The organism is Roseobacter sp. SK209-2-6, assembly GCF_000169455.1.
Classification (GTDB): Bacteria; Pseudomonadota; Alphaproteobacteria; order Rhodobacterales; family Rhodobacteraceae; genus Pseudophaeobacter.
This window is the reverse complement of sequence record NZ_AAYC01000007.1, coordinates 17,035-33,722: the sequence shown is the minus strand read 5'-3', so window position 1 is coordinate 33,722 and position 16,688 is coordinate 17,035. Positions and strand designations below refer to the sequence as shown.

General features: G+C 51.6%; 10 protein-coding genes. 6 read left to right on the top strand and 4 right to left on the bottom strand.

Annotated elements, in window-relative coordinates; genetic code table 11:
* The first annotated feature begins 182 nt into the window (after nt 1–182).
* The 3 genes from RSK20926_RS11835 (at nt 183) to RSK20926_RS11825 (ending at nt 8,091) form a co-directional block, all read left to right on the top strand.
* Entirely contained in the window at nt 183–3,605 is a 3,423-nt protein-coding gene (locus tag RSK20926_RS11835; RefSeq protein ID WP_037254924.1) for a glycosyltransferase, read from the top strand.
* A 14-nt stretch (nt 3,606–3,619) separates the two neighbouring features.
* On the top strand, nt 3,620–6,154 hold the full coding sequence (locus tag RSK20926_RS11830) for a DUF3131 domain-containing protein (protein ID WP_232281887.1): 2,535 nt from the start codon (nt 3,620–3,622) through the stop codon (nt 6,152–6,154).
* 965 nt (nt 6,155–7,119) lie between these two features.
* Complete coding sequence (locus RSK20926_RS11825; RefSeq protein ID WP_008206972.1) at nt 7,120–8,091, top strand: calcium-binding protein; 972 nt, start codon at nt 7,120–7,122, stop codon at nt 8,089–8,091.
* A gap of 803 nt (nt 8,092–8,894) precedes the next feature.
* On the opposite strand, the gene RSK20926_RS11820 is transcribed toward RSK20926_RS11825, so the two are convergent.
* The 3 genes from RSK20926_RS11820 to RSK20926_RS11805 form a co-directional block, all read right to left on the bottom strand.
* A protein-coding gene (locus RSK20926_RS11820) for an IS3-like element ISRosp5 family transposase (RefSeq protein WP_085979709.1) occupies nt 8,895–10,021 on the bottom strand; the annotation gives its coding sequence in 2 pieces (ribosomal slippage) (nt 8,895–9,757 and nt 9,757–10,021; 1,128 coding nt in all).
* Between the two features lie 206 nt (nt 10,022–10,227).
* A complete protein-coding gene (locus RSK20926_RS22865; RefSeq protein WP_008206967.1) occupies nt 10,228–11,226 on the bottom strand; it encodes a phosphopantetheine-binding protein in 999 nt (332 codons plus the stop codon).
* The gene (locus RSK20926_RS11805) at nt 11,223–12,179 is read right to left on the bottom strand and encodes a radical SAM/SPASM domain-containing protein (RefSeq protein ID WP_008206966.1); all 957 of its coding nucleotides are present in this window, start codon (nt 12,177–12,179) and stop codon (nt 11,223–11,225) included. Before RSK20926_RS11805 ends, RSK20926_RS22865 begins: the two co-directional genes overlap by 4 nt.
* A gap of 142 nt (nt 12,180–12,321) precedes the next feature.
* On the opposite strand from RSK20926_RS11805, the gene RSK20926_RS11800 reads away from it, so the two are divergent.
* On the top strand, nt 12,322–13,299 hold the full coding sequence (locus RSK20926_RS11800; RefSeq protein WP_157133105.1) for an NAD-dependent epimerase/dehydratase family protein: 978 nt from the start codon (nt 12,322–12,324) through the stop codon (nt 13,297–13,299).
* On the opposite strand, the gene RSK20926_RS22860 is transcribed toward RSK20926_RS11800, so the two are convergent.
* Nucleotides 13,281–13,505 carry a hypothetical protein gene (locus tag RSK20926_RS22860; protein ID WP_157133104.1) on the bottom strand — a complete coding sequence of 75 codons (225 nt, stop codon included), beginning with the start codon at nt 13,503–13,505 and terminating at the stop codon, nt 13,281–13,283. The genes RSK20926_RS11800 and RSK20926_RS22860 overlap by 19 nt on opposite strands.
* A gap of 711 nt (nt 13,506–14,216) precedes the next feature.
* Here RSK20926_RS22860 and RSK20926_RS11790 point away from each other — a divergent pair.
* Nucleotides 14,217–14,852 (top strand): LysR family transcriptional regulator, encoded by a 636-nt coding sequence (locus tag RSK20926_RS11790; RefSeq protein WP_157133103.1) that lies wholly within the window; start codon nt 14,217–14,219, stop codon nt 14,850–14,852.
* Nucleotides 14,853–14,891: 39 nt separating this feature from the next.
* A protein-coding gene (locus tag RSK20926_RS11780) for an IS3-like element ISRosp5 family transposase (RefSeq protein WP_085979699.1) occupies nt 14,892–16,018 on the top strand; the annotation gives its coding sequence in 2 pieces (ribosomal slippage) (nt 14,892–15,156 and nt 15,156–16,018; 1,128 coding nt in all).
* The last annotated feature ends 670 nt before the right edge of the window (nt 16,019–16,688 follow it).

Below are 16,688 nucleotides of genomic sequence, written 5' to 3'. Positions count from 1 at the left end.
ATCTTGATCTGCGTTTGAACTTCTGTGGGGGAGGCTCGGACGGTTTGTCTCTTATGAGACACGATCCTTATGCACTCGGGGTGAGGAGAGCTCGTGTCGCGAGCGACTGGAAATTCAAGTGCCTGTTCTGCACTTGAAGTAAACAGAAACAAGCTGGTTCCGCTCTTCGCAAAGAGCTCACTATGAAACGATACACGTTTCATAGTGAATTGCTGCCGTCTAGGGTGTCTGCACCTAAGGTCTTTGAAGACCAGGTTCAGCGACGTTCAAAGCAAGTTCGTCGTGTCTTCCTACTTTGTTTGATTGGGCTTTCGACTTGGCTTTGGTTCTTTGTAAAGGGGCTTGGTATCTGGTCTTCGTTCTCCCCCATGGATTCCACTCAGGATGCAGCACATCAAGTTAAAAGTGTGGCGCTGCTCGAACAGAAGCACCTGACCTCTCCAAGCCAATTGGTTCAAATCCAGGCACCAGCTGGTGAGACTCCCGCTTACTGCAAGTCATTTGAGCAGCCGGTTTTCTCGGCTATGGCCAAATCTCTATCTGTCCCCAGCTTATTCGCTCACCTTCCTATTTCTTATGAATGGGCACATCTCTCGCTTGAGGATGAATGTGCTCGTCCGAGCGTGCTAGTTCCTGAGTGGATCACGTTCGAGTACGAAACAGGTAAATTGTCTGTAAACTTGGCGAGTGATGATACGCGCCGTGCGATCACCGAGTATACCAGCAAGACAAAAAGAGCTACCAGCCTGCTTCCTTCTGTCAGGTTGAATGCTTCAGGATCTTCGGAGCAGTTTTTAGAGCTGTTGGTTGAAAAGAACAGTAAAGCGGCAACGGTTGCTTCACTGATTGAAATGCTAGCTTCTATAAAAGCTCAGGGTGCTTGCCTTGATTTCAACACCCTCAAGCTCAACGATATGGAGCGTATTGCCCCGTTCTGGAGTGAAATCACGGGGCAGTTTCGAACAAGTGGCCTGCTCTCTTGTATCGTTTTGAATCATGAACAAGCGTTTCAACAACCAGCACTACTCGAAAACTTTGACCAAGTCGTTGTGAAAATGTTCCAGACCCCTTGGATTGGGTCTGCTCCTATGCCTCTGGCGTCTGATCAATGGTTCGAAGACACAGTGAGGCAATCGATACAGGAGATCGGGACTGAAAGACTTGTGGTGGCTATTGGCAATTTCGCGGTGGACTGGACTTCTGGGACGGCGATGCCAAAGAAGCTGCCTTATTCAGAAGCAATGCAACGTATTAGCTTTGCCAAGGCAGAGGTACATTTCAGCCCAAATACGTCTAACAGTTTCAGCAGATTTACTGACTCTGAAGGGGTTTTACACAAAATTTGGATGCTTGATGCCGCGTCAGCGCACAATCAGCTAGCTATGCTTCGTAAGCTGGGAATAGAGAATGTTGCAGTCTGGTCTCTAGGGCAAGAAGACCCGGGACTGTGGAAGGTGCTTGCTGGTCAGTTAGAAAATAAGGACTCGTTGAGTGCACGGCTGTCGATGGTCGATTTGCAGAACTATGTAAGCTATACTGGTGAAGGCGCGTTCTTACGTGTCGAAGCTGAACCTGATGTCGGGTTTCGCCAAACAAGCTTTGATCTTGTGAGCGGTCGACTCATTGATCAATCTTATAGCACCATACCCTCGCCTTATACTGTTGAGCGCTATGGTAAGCCAGAGGCGACCAAACTGGTCTTAACCTTTGATGACGGGCCGCATCCAGAATACACTAAGCAGATTCTGGATATTTTGCGGGATACCAAAACGCCCGGTTCCTTTTTTGTACTCGGTCAGAGCGTAATGAATGCTCCCGATCTTTTGAATCGTATCGTTGATGAGGGGCACGAAATTGGTGCACATAGCTTCTCGCACCCCAGAATGGACCAGATTTCGGACACTCGGCTAGAACTCGAGTTTTCTCTCCTTGATAAAATCGTTGCAGGTGTCTCAGGGCGGGGCTCTCTGCTGTACCGAGAACCTTTCTTGCGTAGCGGTGGGCCCATCAGCGCAGCGCGCGTCGCTTCTTTGATGGAAGCACAGAAGCGCGGTTACATCATTTCGGGTATGGATATTGTTCCCAAGGATTGGGCAGGCTGGAGCAGTGAGAAAATTGCGTCCTATGTCATTGAACAAGCGGAGAAGGGGACAGGGAATGTAATCCTTTTGCATGATGGTGGTGAGGATCGAAGTGCTTCAGTTGAGGCTCTCCCGGTGATCATCAAGGAGTTGCAGTCAAAAGGATTTGAGTTCACGACTTTGGCTGATCTTTTGGGCACTACACCAAATGCACTGATGCCGACACGAGAAGGTGCCTATCCAATTTTTGATAGGATTACTTTCTCCGCCGCGGCAACTGCCAAGAGTGCGATTGTTGTTGTTTTTTGGGTCGTTCTGAGTATCGGCGTAGTCAGATCGATAGCAATCATTTTGATGGCCGTGATCAACCGTAAATACAAAAGGATCGAGACTGACAATGACCCCAAAGTTGCGGTGATCATTCCCGCATATAATGAACAGGACGTCATCGCTAAGTGTATCGAAAGTGTGCGTGCCAGCACCTACGGAAATTTGGAGATTTTCGTTGTAGACGATGGGTCGACGGACAATACCGTTGCAGAAGTTCTGAAATTCAAAGAGCGCAACGAAGTGCATCTCATATCACAGCCGAACCAGGGGAAGTGGAGCGCACTCAATCGTGCTATCATGATGGTAGAGGCAGAATATGTTGTTTGTATCGATGCCGATACGCAGATCAGGCAGGACGCCATTGATCATCTGGTTAAGCACTTTGATGATCCAAAAGTCGGAGCCGTCGCTGGTAAAATCATGGTTGGAAACCGAGTCAATCTGCTGACCCGTTTGCAGGCTTATGAGTATGCTACGTCGCAGAACATCGATCGTAAGGCCTTTGATTTGATCAACGGCATTCTCGTGGTTCCTGGTGCTATTGGCGCCTGGCGTGTCGAGGCACTTGAAGAGGCCGGTCTGTATTGTTCTGAAACTTTGACTGAAGACACTGACCTAACAATTCAGGTCAACCGGGCAGGATACAAGGTTGTCTATGAGAAACTTGCCCGCGGCTACACCGAGGCTCCTGAACGGGTCGGGCAGCTTTTGAAGCAAAGACTTCGTTGGTCTCTGGGCATGTTTCAGAGCGCATGGAAGCACAAGGAGGCAATACGAGAAGGTCGCTCTATCGGGCTGGTCTCTATTCCTGATATGCTGGTCTTTGGTTACCTCTTCCCATTGCTCGCACCCATTGCGGATCTATTCATTGCTATAGTGATCTATTCTTATTTTTCCGGTGGCTGGACCGGGGATGTTGGCTCATCTCTCGATCCAAACCAAACAAAGTTGTTATGGGCATACCTTACCCTCCCTGCACTTGAGTTCCTAATTGCCTTCTACGCCATTTCAACCGACCGTGAAGAAAGTAACTGGTCTCTTCTTTTGTTCCCATTGCAGCGTGTGTTTTACCGTCCGTTGCTGTATTTCTCTGTTATGAGAGCGATCTTGAGAGCTCTGACTGGACGTTTGGCAACTTGGAACTCGCTCAAACGGCAGGGACGCGACTACCAATTGGCGACACACAACCTATGAATCGAAGAGCTCTGTTGAAATCTGCAGTGGCAAGCCTGGCCTTGCTTCCTTTGGGAGCAAGGCCATCTATGGCGATTTCGTCGGTTCAACAAAGCATCATTGTTTTGTCAGATATCAGTGAAGAAACTTCTTTCCCCCAATTGATAGCGGCTTTGGATGCATTTACAGAGCAGAACATTCCAGTTGTCTGCGCCATCAGACTTTTTGACGAGGCAGAGAAAGAACTTGGCTCCGGAAGTAAACTGAGTCAGCTCATGAAAGGGTATCTGATAGGGGGCAGCAATGTAGAGCTTGCACCCTATCTTCCCGACCTGGCAAGGCTATCTCCACACTTCCAAGCGAGAGCTACTTTTGAAGCTACTCAAGCATTGCAACGATTGATTGGATCAAACCTCATCAATTCAGTTCGGACCGTAATTTGTGATGAGGTCGAAAATCCGACGGCTCCCACTGGCGCGCGTTCTTCTGGGATTCTAAACATCCTGGTGAAACCGAACGAAAACAGCTTGGTCCAATCACAAACTTGGCACACGGGGACTGTACGGCTTCTCGGGGGACAAAAGGTCTCGCTTGGTTCCTTTCCGCATTTGCCAAAAGTTATGAATGCGAAGAGCAGTCAACGAGTGTTTTATCTTTCCGCACAAGAGTTCTCTAAGTATCCCATCAATGAAATAGAAATTGCAGCAAAAAGGTTTTGTTCCGAACTATCAGAGGCAGAGCTAGAGGGGATCTTATCCCTTGAGCCTGCCTCTGATTTGCAGTTGCGTAACAATTACGAGTTTAGGCGACACTTTTGCTGTCTTCTGGTTCAGCCTCCGGATAAAGATGCCCCGCTTTGGGCATCCTTTAACGAACTCAGGGCTTCGCTTACCAAGATGGGCGTTGCATTCACCGAAGTGAATGATCCAGGCCGAGGTCCTTTTGATAGGCTTCGGGGAATTTGGGTCCCCTCCGACAAGGCGCAAATTCAAGCAGCTCAGGGTCTGACCTGGCCCCAAGTGATTCCCATCGAGATCCCTAAGGGTTTGCCAGATCGGGATCAGGCTATCCGCAATACACGCCCACTTGGTCCTGGGGTTGGGATCGTTTTTCGCTCAGTCAGTGATCGGCAAACTGGCTTTGACCGCAACGGTCTACTGAATGCAATCGAGCTGGAAATCCACTCCGAAAATTCGATGGTGCAGCTTCGTCGGGCAGTCGGGGGAATGGATGACCTGATCATATCCATTCTTCCGTCCTTTTTACACTCACAACCAGTACGCAATACGTTTCTTGGGCTGGTTTCACAGTTGATGAACGATGGGATCACTTATTCTCTGCCTATTGATCAATTCGTGCGGTTTCGGATCCCGAAGGACCCAATTTCGTCTCGAAGACGCAAGGTCGCTGCAGCGCAACCGGGACTAAGGCTGCCTAGACGGCCCTTGAAGAGTTTAGAAAAAGATAGGTTACTCGAGGATGCGCGAGTAGCCTGGCGATACTTTACCCGTTTTACCAACAAGAAAACAGGGCTGTGTCCTGCCACGGTGAATGCAGCGCCAGGCGGGCGCTTGCACGAAACAGTGACCATGTGGGACGTCGGCAGCCACATCAATGGTCTTGTCGCAGCAACGCAGATCGGCCTGATTGATCAAAAGAGCTTTGAGATTTCTGTCCGGAAAATCCTGCCAAACATTGTTGGGCGGACCTCCCAAAATCGGCGCCTGCCGCAAGGCTGGATCCGAACTGATCGCCACAAATGGGGAAACAAGAACTTTGACGGCAGTGATGCGGGGCGCCTTTTATCATCATTGGACAATCTGCGCCGTTTTGGCGGATTTGAAGATCAGCTGGAGGAAATGGTGGCATCGTGGAGTCTTCAGGATATCATCCTGGAAGGAAAGATCCATTCGGTCATAAATGGAGGACTGGCTTCTTCCTATGTCTCCCACAGCGCTCATTATTCGGCGTTGGCGTTCCGTAGGTGGGGGTTGGATGTCCGCTCTCCATATGAGGTCTACAAAGAAATTTCTGAAGTTGATGATCAAACTGCCCTGCTTGAAGCCGTAGCGAAAATTGGACCAATCGGAGCTGAACCGCTCTTGCTTGAAGCAATGGAAATGGGAATGTCTCGCGAAAGTGCCTATCTTGCGGATGTTCTTTTTTCGACCCAGGTTGAGGAGTTTGACGATACAGGGCGCTTGATTTGCGTTTCTGAGGGGCCGATAGACCTCAGCCCTTGGTTTACCTATCAAGGTCTTCAGCTTGATGCAGAGACGCGAACTTGGGCTACAGATACCGTTGGTAAGGAGCCAGAGTATAGGACCCCAGATTTCAGAGAAAACTATTTAGTTGTTAGCACGAAATCGGCTTTTTTGTGGGGTGCTTATCAGCAGCATGAATACTCGGATAGGCTTCTGAGATTTGTACGAGAAACCTCGAAGACCGAAAATGGGTTCTCGTCTTCGACTTTCGTCAAAACCGGAAGAACAACGGAGTTATATTCTGATCTGAACACCAATGGAGTAATTCTGCAGGCCCTAGCCCACCAGCTCGGTGTGGCAGGCTAGGGGGCTTGTCGTCAGGTGTTTAGGCAGGTGCTGGTTGATATCTCGCCAGGCAAAACCGAATAGCCTCTTTGTGGGTTTAGGATCACCGTCTGTATGCCGGTAATTCTATTCATACATGCGTTCGAGAGGTTTTCACCGACTGAACGGCCTCCTACATAGATATCAAGCCATTCGTATCCTTGGTACCCACTGTGGCAGGGACCGTCTTGCGGGTTGTCCCCGTCGCCACAGAGATCTTCCACTATTGCATATTTACGTAGATTTTGGACGTAGAATCTCGTTCCTGCTGGATAATCCATCGTGCTTTGACCGCCTCTTTTGACATGCCCAACGGCTAAGGTGATTGGGTCCTCGTATGTCCCTGTGCCCCCGGCCGACTGATGGACCACTGGACGGGCGATCCGTGCAGAACCTCTAGGGGTGTTGTCCCAATAGCTGTATCCCGTTAGAAAAACTGTCATGGATCGCTCTCCACTTGCGGAAGAGACACCGCTGTCTGTGTATTGCGGTGCTTCAATGCCCGAAATTACACGCTTGCTGACCGAGTTTTCGGTTTGAGAAGGAGTTTCCAGGCTAGAACCGCAAGCAGACAGTGATATTGCAGCAGTTGTTAGGATTAAGCGGCTTTTAGTGGTGTAGATCATGAAACTGACTCCAGGGTGTTTGTTTCCCATCCGAGGTCAGTATTGAGTTCTAGATCTTACTGTTTAGGAAATTAGCTTAAAGGGAAGTTCTTTAATTTTTATTCAAGTTGTCTACATTTCTGGTTCTGCTTTTGTCTCAATGGGCAAGGGGAGGGGTGAATTTGTGTAATTGCGTAAATTTCGATACAATGTCGGTGGATATTGTTTAGTGTTCACGTGATTCCTCAATAGTCCTCCAAATTCCCCCAAAAAAACAATTCCTCAAACGATCTCTCTTTGGCAAAATAAAGACAAATTTTACCTGTTGGGAGAGCTACGCCGATGATGATTCTTGCAGTGCTTGGGTTCACATTCGCCGCTGGTGCATTGATCTCAATTTCTGATGATGACGATGATGTTTTTCAAGAGACCGACAGCGGAGGAGGGGCTGATAGCGGAGGAGGGGGCGACGTCGGAGGCAGCGACACGAACAGTGAGGACGACGAGTTCTACGGTGGATTCGAAAACGACAACGTGGCTGGTGCAGCTGGTGATGACACTCTTTATGGGGGTGCTGGCAATGACATCCTGACAGGGGGGGAGGGCAACGACGGCCTTGATGGTGAAGACGGCGAGGACAGTCTTGACGGAGGTGAGGGACTGGACGTTCTTCAGGGCGGCTATGGAGATGATATCCTCAACGGTGGATCCGGAAATGACTTTCTTCAAGGGGAATCCCAGGATGATACTCTTGATGGTGGAAGCGGAGATGATGGGCTGCATGGCGGGAACGGAGCTGATCAGCTAAATGGCGGCGAGGGAGATGACCTTCTGAACGGGGCATCAATTGACGTTGAAGATCGGCTACTGGATGAATGGCTTGAAACCTTCGAACCTTCCGGCTCCACGACTGGTATTGGTGGGACCGATGACGCAATTGTCGATGATTTCATCGCCGATACTTTGGACGGTGGAGCTGGTGAGGATACTTTGGTTGGAGCCGCATTTGACGTTCTTACCGGCGGTACCGATGCAGATGAGTTTGTAGTGGGTGACTGGTCTACCAGTGGATATGTTGCGACTGTAACTGACTTCGATACTAGTGAGGACATGATTTTGTATCGTTATGACGAGACTGGATCTGAACCAGAAATCTCTATGAATATGACAGCCAATCCCGACGGTACTACCAACGTTGAGATCCTTGCCAACGGTTTGCCAGTATTAAATTTGGAAAACGTTGCAGATGATTTTGACATTGCCACTCACCTGGGAATGATCGCAACTCCAATGGCGTCTCCTACGACTTCGTAAGTATGTAACGCACTATTTAGTTGAGAATGAAGACCCGTTTGCAAGGATAGGGTGAAGGCTGTAGTTGAAGTGGCGCGGTCAAATTTGTGTGCAATCTAGATGGCTGCAGTTGTGTCCATCGTTGGCCATATTTTTTGCGGCGGAAGGGGCAGGCGCAGCAGCGTTGGGAAATACCGGCATTGTTGTGGCAGGAATGGATGCCTGCAGGCACCAACTCCGCCTTTGAGAATGATCTGATCTGCCAATGCCAGTCTTGGGCTCAAACCGTCGGTGTCCCAGACTGGAACGAAGCTTTGCCGAAATTGCTGGCAAAGTGGAAGATGGAAAAACCAAATGGCTGACACCCAAGCGATCCCTTAGCTTATGTTTTCTCTCTCAGTTCATCAAAAACGTGGGAAATGGCCCGCTTTGAGGCCGCGAACCGGAAATCGCTAGAAGCACTTTTCTTTGCCGCCGATCGGTACCTAGTCTCTAAGGGGCGCTAGTTCTGCGGTGACATTCACTAGGAGTAGTTTTGCGTCCATCTCGAGCCGCCTGCAATTTCCGACAGAGATCCTAGGTCCAGAGGTGATCTATGGAGGGAAGAAGTACTGCGACTTGCGGACTACTCTCAACCCGGCTCACACTAGTATCGCTTCTCCCAAGGGGAGGAGGTCAATAGCTGAGCAGCTAAAGCCGGAACTCGCCTGAGTGCGAAAATCTGTTCCTAGTTCAAAGAGCCTTTTTTGCACATGGATTTCCTCTATGACATTGTTACTATAGAGGAAATTGATCAGCCCCATCGAAGTGGTCCAGTGTGAGTGTTAGTGCATGATCGGCCTGGTTTCCACCGGAACGATGGCTTCCGGAGCCGGTGGGCGATAGCCCAGAGCACTATGCGGCCGTTTTGTGTTGTAGTGATTTCTCCATTGTTCAATCAGGATCTGGGCTTCACGCAGGCTGTAAAATACCTCTCCATTCAGCAGCTCGTCTCTGAAGCGCGCGTTGAAGCTTTCACAGTATCCGTTCTCCCAAGGTGATCCTGGTTCAATGTAGGCCGTTTGGGCACCGACCGCTGCGATCCAATCTCGAGCGGCCTGAGCAATGAACTCTGGGCCATTATCTGATCTGATGAAAGCAGGAACGCCACGCAGGATGAAAAGATCTGTCAGCGCGTCAATAACTTCTGCCGAGTTCAAGCGCCTCTTCACCCGGATCGCCAGGCATTCCCGGCTGTGTTCATCCAGAATGTTCAGTGTCCGGAACGCTTTCCCGTCATCCGTTCGATGGTGCACGAAGTCATAGGACCAGACATGGTCACGATATTCGGGCCGGAGTCGAACACACGACCCGTCGTTCAGCCAGAGCCGTCCTTTCTTCGGTTGTTTCATTGGAACTTTCAGCCCCTCACGCCGCCATAGGCGCTCAACACGTTTGTCGTTGATTTGCCAGCCGGCGTCTCTCAGAAGAGCCGCTATCCGACGGTAACCGTATCGACCATATTGGCGTGTCAGTTCGATCATGTCAGACACCAACCGGTCTTCGTCAGCACGTCCAACAGGCACCCGCCTCTGTGTGGAACGGTGCTGTCCCAGAACACGGCAGGCGCGACGCTCTGAGACGTGGAACTGGCGTCGCACATGATCAATGCAGTTACGGCGGCGCGAGGGGCTCAGAAGTTTCCCCGTGCAGCTTCCGACAGAATGAGCTTGTCCAATGTCAGATCAGAAACTGCCCGACGCAGCCGGTCATTCTCCTTCTGAAGTCGCTTTAGTTCCTTCAGTTGGTCGGTTCCCATACCGCCATATTGCTTGCGCCAGCGATAGAAGGTTTGTTCTGTAATCTGCACCTGTCGAATGGCGTCTACGCGCGGCATCCCTTGGCCGCAAAGCACCTCAACCTGCCGTAACTTCGTGACAATCTCTTCGGGCTTGTGTCGCTTGATTCCCATATCTGATCCTCCGTTTCCTAACTATACGGGCGGATCACTTCAGTGGGGGAGGATCACCTGTTTGAAGTCAAGGGCCTCAGGCAGCAACAACGCAGATCTGCATGGGTGACGAAAAAATAGACCTTCGTTTCGAGTATTTTGAAGGTTCCCAATCGGTCATTGCAGACAAGCCTATTTTCAGAATTTCGCAAAATGTTTCAAAGGGCTCAGGTTCTTGTACTTCGGTCGAGCCGAAGGCGGCGGCGACGGTTTATGATCTCCTTCGAGGAAGGTGATGTTTGCCCGGTTTTTCCGCCAAAAAGATGAGCTGCGAGACGGCCGGGGGTCGGGAAACGAAATACATCGACTATTGTCACGGGAAGGCCGAACTTCTCTCTAAGAGAGACCTGTAGTTCCAAGGCCATTTTCGAAGTGCCGCCTGCGTCGAAGAAGTTAGCCTCACGGTTGATGGACGGCATGTTTAGGACCTGAGCAAAGGCCGCTTGCAGTTCTTTCAAGGAGGCTGACGTGCCGACGCTTTGCTCACGCTCGTGGGGGGCCTTATCTCCGACCGATAAAGGTGCTGTTGAAACCAGGCCGCCCATGATTTCAGCAGGCACTCCAAGCGCAGTGCAGTCGGCGGGGATGTCACAAATCGCTGCCGAGCATGCGCTTACAGTGGCCTCTACGCCGACTGCGAGGTCCGGGAGCACTGAGGCATTGGATCCGATATAGGCGCTATTGCCTATTTGAACCCGGGCATTGACCACTGCTCCTGGTGCAAGCACGGCGCCATCGCCAAGCGATGCTCCATGCCCTAGCACGGCCTGTGTAAAGACCACAGCGTGGTTGCCGACCGTGGACTGGGCGGAAATCGTGCAGCCCGCGTAGATGGTCACAGACTGCCCGATTGTCGCCCATCGTACATCGGTCGAGGGATGTATCAGGCTAACTAGCGGGATACCGAAACTCTCAATCTTGGCGCGTGCGCCGTTGCGTCCCTTTGTCGACCGGGCCACCAGATTGACAGCCTCGTCTCCGGGTTGATGGCCTGCCAGAGAACCGAAGCCGCCGACAACCGGAACCCCCAGAATCTCGAGCCCCTGTTTGGCGGGATCATCGTCCAATAGCACGATGTGATCCCAACGCTGGTCCGCTTCGTTTACTTCGATAGCAAGTCGAACTCCCTCAGGGTTCCCCGCTGCACAGAGGAAAAGAGTGGTCATCTGTACGATTGCAGGCGTTTGAGGTGATCTGCTCTGTCCGGGCGCAGTTTCACCGATGCGCCGGTCTTCCAATCGGTACAGGCGGTACATCGTTCGGGCAGATCATCGAAATTATGGTCCAGATGAAGCTGGCGGTAGTTGTGCAGATTGGCCCACAGATCGACCAGACTGTCGTCCCAGGCATTGCCAGCGGCTTCGTCCCCCTCGGTATCTCCGGGGCAACGCGGCACCCGGCCATCCCAGAACAGATGCATCATGGTAATTGCCCAAGGGCACGCGATACGCTTTTCCTCCGCGATTTCGATGGCGGTTTCGAATTTTCCACCCCAGCTGAGCTGTCGGCGCAGCTTTACGGTCGCACCAAGCCCGAGCCAGTGCTTGGCATAGTCTTCAAACTCTTTGACGTTGTCGTCCATCTCGATAAACTGGACCATGATTTCAGGACCAGTGCCGCGCCGCTTCCGCTCCTCCAGCAAGAATTGCACGTTGCTATAGACAGTGTCGCGATTGCCAAGAAAACGGTATTTCTCGTATGTATCTTTCTCAAAGCCGTCGATCCCGATCACGATTGTCGAGAGACTGGTGTCGAGGAGCTTTCTTGCAACCTCATTTGTGAGCCGCATCCCATTGGTGTTGAGATTGAGAGAGCGAAGGCCGACTTGCGCACCGTACTTCAGCATCTCGATCAACCGGTCCGGCATCAGCAGCGGTTCGCCACAGAAAGAGAACCAGACGTTTGTTGCTGGCGCCACTTCTGCGATTTCATCCGCGCATTTCTGCCAAAGTGGCATTGGCAGGTTGCCCTTTGGACGTATCATTTGATCGTGATGGCACATCGAACAGTTTAGATCGCAGTCAGCGCATAATTCGACTGCGAAAATTTTGGGAAACGCCGGATTTTTCAATCCTGATTCGATGCGCTCCAGCTCAGCAGCGTGATTTGAATGTTCCATGACCAAACACTAGGTCAGCGAAGAGAGGGTCGATTTGACGAAAGTCAAGTTGGCCAGGATCCGCCTTCGACTATGCTCAAAGCGCTCATCAATGCGCTTGACTGCCCCGCATTGTTTACAATTTCACTGCGAGGACAATGTCTTGAAGTTTCAAAAAATTTTGGTGACCGGTTCAAGCGGGCTGATTGGTACCGCTCTGTGCTCGACTTTCGAATCACTCGGCCACGAAGTGCGCAGGTTCGACATCACTGACACGAACGGAGGCTTCGGCGATGTTCTATCCCCCGCAAATCTGGCTTCTGCAATGGTCGATTGCACAGGGGTGGTTCACCTGGCAGCAGTCTCGCGGGTGATATGGGGGCAAGAAGACCCTGAAGGTTGCTATCTGACCAATGTCATCGGAACTCAGAATGTCATTGATCAGCTTCGCGCAAGCGCTCTGCAACCTTGGTTGATCTTTGGAAGCAGTCGAGAGGTATATGGTCAAAGCAACCTGCTACCTGTCACGGAGAATACTCCGCTGCGACCGATGAATGACTACGCGCGTTCCAAAGTTGCCGCGGAAAAGGCAGTCCAGCGTGTGGGGGAAGACGGGTTTCGCACGGCGGTGCTTCGGTTTTCGACTGTATATGGTTCGGCCTCGGATCACAGGGATCGCGTCATTCCCGCATTTTGTCGGGCCGCGCTCAGTAATCACCCTCTCAGAGTCGAGGGCGCGGCAAACATCTTGGATATCACACATGTCTCAGATGTTGCGGACAACATCATGAATGTGGTCCGCAGTCTTTCAGCTGGGAAATCACTAGACCCGATGCATCTAACGACGGGGCAAGGGACCTCTTTAATGGATTTGGCCCATTCCGTTGTTCGCTTATCTCAAAGCGATAGTGAAATCGTCACCGCCACATCACGTGACTTCGACGTCAAGCAATTTGTTGGCGATCCCAAACTTGCGGAAACACTAACTGATTGGTGTCCCGGATTCTCTCTGGAACTAGGATTAATGGAGCTGATTTCTCAATACAGAAGAAAGGATGCGGTCGTCAGCATAGACCGAGGCGGTCTCAAATCAGAGACGGTCTGCAATCCACTAGACCACCACTATAAGGCCAGAAAATGAGTGCGCAGAAAGACGTTGCCCCAAAGTGTCCACGTGACGTGCTCAAAGACGGTACGGCCAGCCTTCTCGGCTTGCCCTGCCAAATCGTCACTCACTTGTTCGGGAAACATCAGTGCTTTTAGAAGGGAAGGCACATCTGTAGCTGGGCCGTATGCATAGTGAAGCTGAGACCATGGCAACGTGTCAATATCGTCAAATACACTCATACCCTGTAACTAGTCCTTAAAGCTGCAGAGCGAAAGCGGACATCGATCAGAAAGATGCCAACGGCAGGTCTGTCCGCGCTCCTTCCATTCGTCCCAGATTTGAGGCTGCGCACGCGCCGAAGGGCGGCTTTTTCCCGTGCGCCTGCGGCATGGGCCTTCTGCCATGTCGCCGAATCCCATGGCTTTGCAGATTCCGCTTTCTGCGCTCCGCTGCCCCTGATGCGACCCGCAGCAGCACATGAGACAACTCGGCCCTGCCGAGAGTCCGCTTCCGGGAAAATGGCCATGGATTTTTGCACTGACAGCATCATTAACGCCCGTCGCAAAGTCTATGGCCGCTTCGGGCTGAGAGCAGTTGTCCGTAGCCTGAAGGGATGAGGGCTACCCTCGCAGACGGCCCGCAACGTCGACTATGCGCAGAAAGCACCATTTGCAAAGTCGCCGGATCTGGTGGCATGACGAAGGATCTGTGCCGCATGCGCACAGGGAAAAGCCGCCTTTCGCCGCAAGCACAGCCTTAAACCAGGGTCGAACGGTACAGACGCGGACAAAACACCATTTCGCTGCAAATTCACCAATGGTCGATTTCTGCGGTTCTCGTCGATCATTCGTGTTTCGCGTTTGGAAATCTTGGCGCCTCAAGAGGCTGAGACTAGTGCCAATATCTTTTCCAACAGTATATTGGCGAAACTCAATACAGATGGGACGCCCATGGATTTTAATCAGATACGCTACTTCCTAGCGCTCGCCGAGACCTTAAACTTTACCCGTGCTGCTGAACAATGTTATGTCTCCCAACCCGCCCTGACGCAGGCTATCAAGCGCCTGGAAGCCGAACTGGATGGTGACTTGGTTGTCCGCGACGGTCGCTACACGGAACTCACCGAACTTGGAAAATCGTTGCGAGGGCATTTCCAGCAAATCGACCAGACAAGGCACCTGGTACGATCTACTGCCAAGGCCATAACGTCCGGTGAAGTCGCGGAGCTCAACATCGGTCTTATGTGCACGATCGGTCCGGGTGTTTTGAGCAGAATGCTGGATGCATTTCGAATGGAGCATCCGATGATCTCGATCGTTCTGCACGATGTGAAACCATCGTCGATTGCTGATCTGTTGCTGTCCGGAGCACTAGATGGGGCGTTCTGCGCGCGCCATGGACCACCTCACCCGCAGTTGCAGTACGCCAACCTTTTTGAAGAAGCTATGGTCATCGCGTTTCCATCAAATCACGCGTTTTCTGAAAGAGACTACGTACCTCTCAATGACGTAACAGAACAGAACTATATCGACCGTTTGCATTGCGAGTTCCGGGAAGAAGTCAATGAGTTGATCTTCCCCCACTGAAGTGATCCGCCCGTATAGTTAGGAAACGGAGGATCAGATATGGGAATCAAGCGACACAAGCCCGAAGAGATTGTCACGAAGTTACGGCAGGTTGAGGTGCTTTGCGGCCAAGGGATGCCGCGCGTAGACGCCATTCGACAGGTGCAGATTACAGAACAAACCTTCTATCGCTGGCGCAAGCAATATGGCGGTATGGGAACCGACCAACTGAAGGAACTAAAGCGACTTCAGAAGGAGAATGACCGGCTGCGTCGGGCAGTTTCTGATCTGACATTGGACAAGCTCATTCTGTCGGAAGCTGCACGGGGAAACTTCTGAGCCCCTCGCGCCGCCGTAACTGCATTGATCATGTGCGACGCCAGTTCCACGTCTCAGAGCGTCGCGCCTGCCGTGTTCTGGGACAGCACCGTTCCACACAGAGGCGGGTGCCTGTTGGACGTGCTGACGAAGACCGGTTGGTGTCTGACATGATCGAACTGACACGCCAATATGGTCGATACGGTTACCGTCGGATAGCGGCTCTTCTGAGAGACGCCGGCTGGCAAATCAACGACAAACGTGTTGAGCGCCTATGGCGGCGTGAGGGGCTGAAAGTTCCAATGAAACAACCGAAGAAAGGACGGCTCTGGCTGAACGACGGGTCGTGTGTTCGACTCCGGCCCGAATATCGTGACCATGTCTGGTCCTATGACTTCGTGCACCATCGAACGGATGACGGGAAAGCGTTCCGGACACTGAACATTCTGGATGAACACAGCCGGGAATGCCTGGCGATCCGGGTGAAGAGGCGCTTGAACTCGGCAGAAGTTATTGACGCGCTGACAGATCTTTTCATCCTGCGTGGCGTTCCTGCTTTCATCAGATCAGATAATGGCCCAGAGTTCATTGCTCAGGCCGTTCGAGATTGGATCGCAGCGGTCGGTGCCCAAACGGCCTACATTGAACCAGGATCACCTTGGGAGAACGGATACTGTGAAAGCTTCAACGCGCGCTTCAGAGACGAGCTGCTGAATGGAGAGGTATTTTACAGCCTGCGTGAAGCCCAGATCCTGATTGAACAATGGAGAAATCACTACAACACAAAACGGCCGCATAGTGCTCTGGGCTATCGCCCACCGGCTCCGGAAGCCATCGTTCCGGTGGAAACCAGGCCGATCATGCACTAACACTCACACTGGACCACTTCGATGGGGCTGATCAGTAGCTGCCCTAACGACATTGAATTTCCTAGAGCAAAACAAACGTAGAGCAACTGTACGTTGACACGATCAGAGTTTGCAACGGGAAGTGTCTCAAGCACGATACGAAGCGTGTATTGGGCAAAATCTCCGAGTTTGAAAGACAAAACGTCCCTGAGACCCAACCGGGTTCGAAGAGCGTTTAAAGCCCTTATTTATAGGCCCCTATCCGGCTTCTTCCGGGGTCATCCGGGCTCTTCCGGTTACTGCAATATGAAGTGTCTCCTAACAGCGAAGCACAACTTAAAAGCGGAGTTCGCTTTCAGCGAACAATAACGATAAGCGCGTTCCCCTTGATGTGCGAAGCGGTGCTGCAAGGGGCCGGAACAGCGATCTTCCTTGGCGCGAGCGGGTTGATTTCAAGAGGTTTGGCCGAAGTTCCGATTGCTGAACTGACCCAGCAGCATGAAACCGCAATTGTGGCTCCAAAAGACCGAGCAAAACTACGGCTGGTAAAGGCTTTCATTGGAATAGCCTCGTCCTGACCCGAAATACGCACTCTGCGCTTCCGAACCGTTCGCACCATGTGCAGCATTCGACATTATGGGGCTCTTCACAGTCATCGGAGGCAGCGCAGCACCCAGCCGATTAGGTTCCG

Bases quoted from the DNA above. Each gene is read 5' to 3' on its own strand.
- RSK20926_RS11790 (WP_157133103.1), top strand. From the start codon at position 14,217: ATGGATTTTAATCAGATACGCTACTTCCTAGCGCTCGCCGAGACCTTA.
- RSK20926_RS11825 (WP_008206972.1), top strand. From the start codon at position 7,120: ATGATGATTCTTGCAGTGCTTGGGTTCACATTCGCCGCTGGTGCATTG.
- RSK20926_RS22865 (WP_008206967.1), bottom strand. From the start codon at position 11,226: ATGACCACTCTTTTCCTCTGTGCAGCGGGGAACCCTGAGGGAGTTCGA.
- RSK20926_RS11835 (WP_037254924.1), top strand. From the start codon at position 183: ATGAAACGATACACGTTTCATAGTGAATTGCTGCCGTCTAGGGTGTCT.
- RSK20926_RS11805 (WP_008206966.1), bottom strand. From the start codon at position 12,179: ATGGAACATTCAAATCACGCTGCTGAGCTGGAGCGCATCGAATCAGGA.
- RSK20926_RS22860 (WP_157133104.1), bottom strand. From the start codon at position 13,505: ATGAGTGTATTTGACGATATTGACACGTTGCCATGGTCTCAGCTTCAC.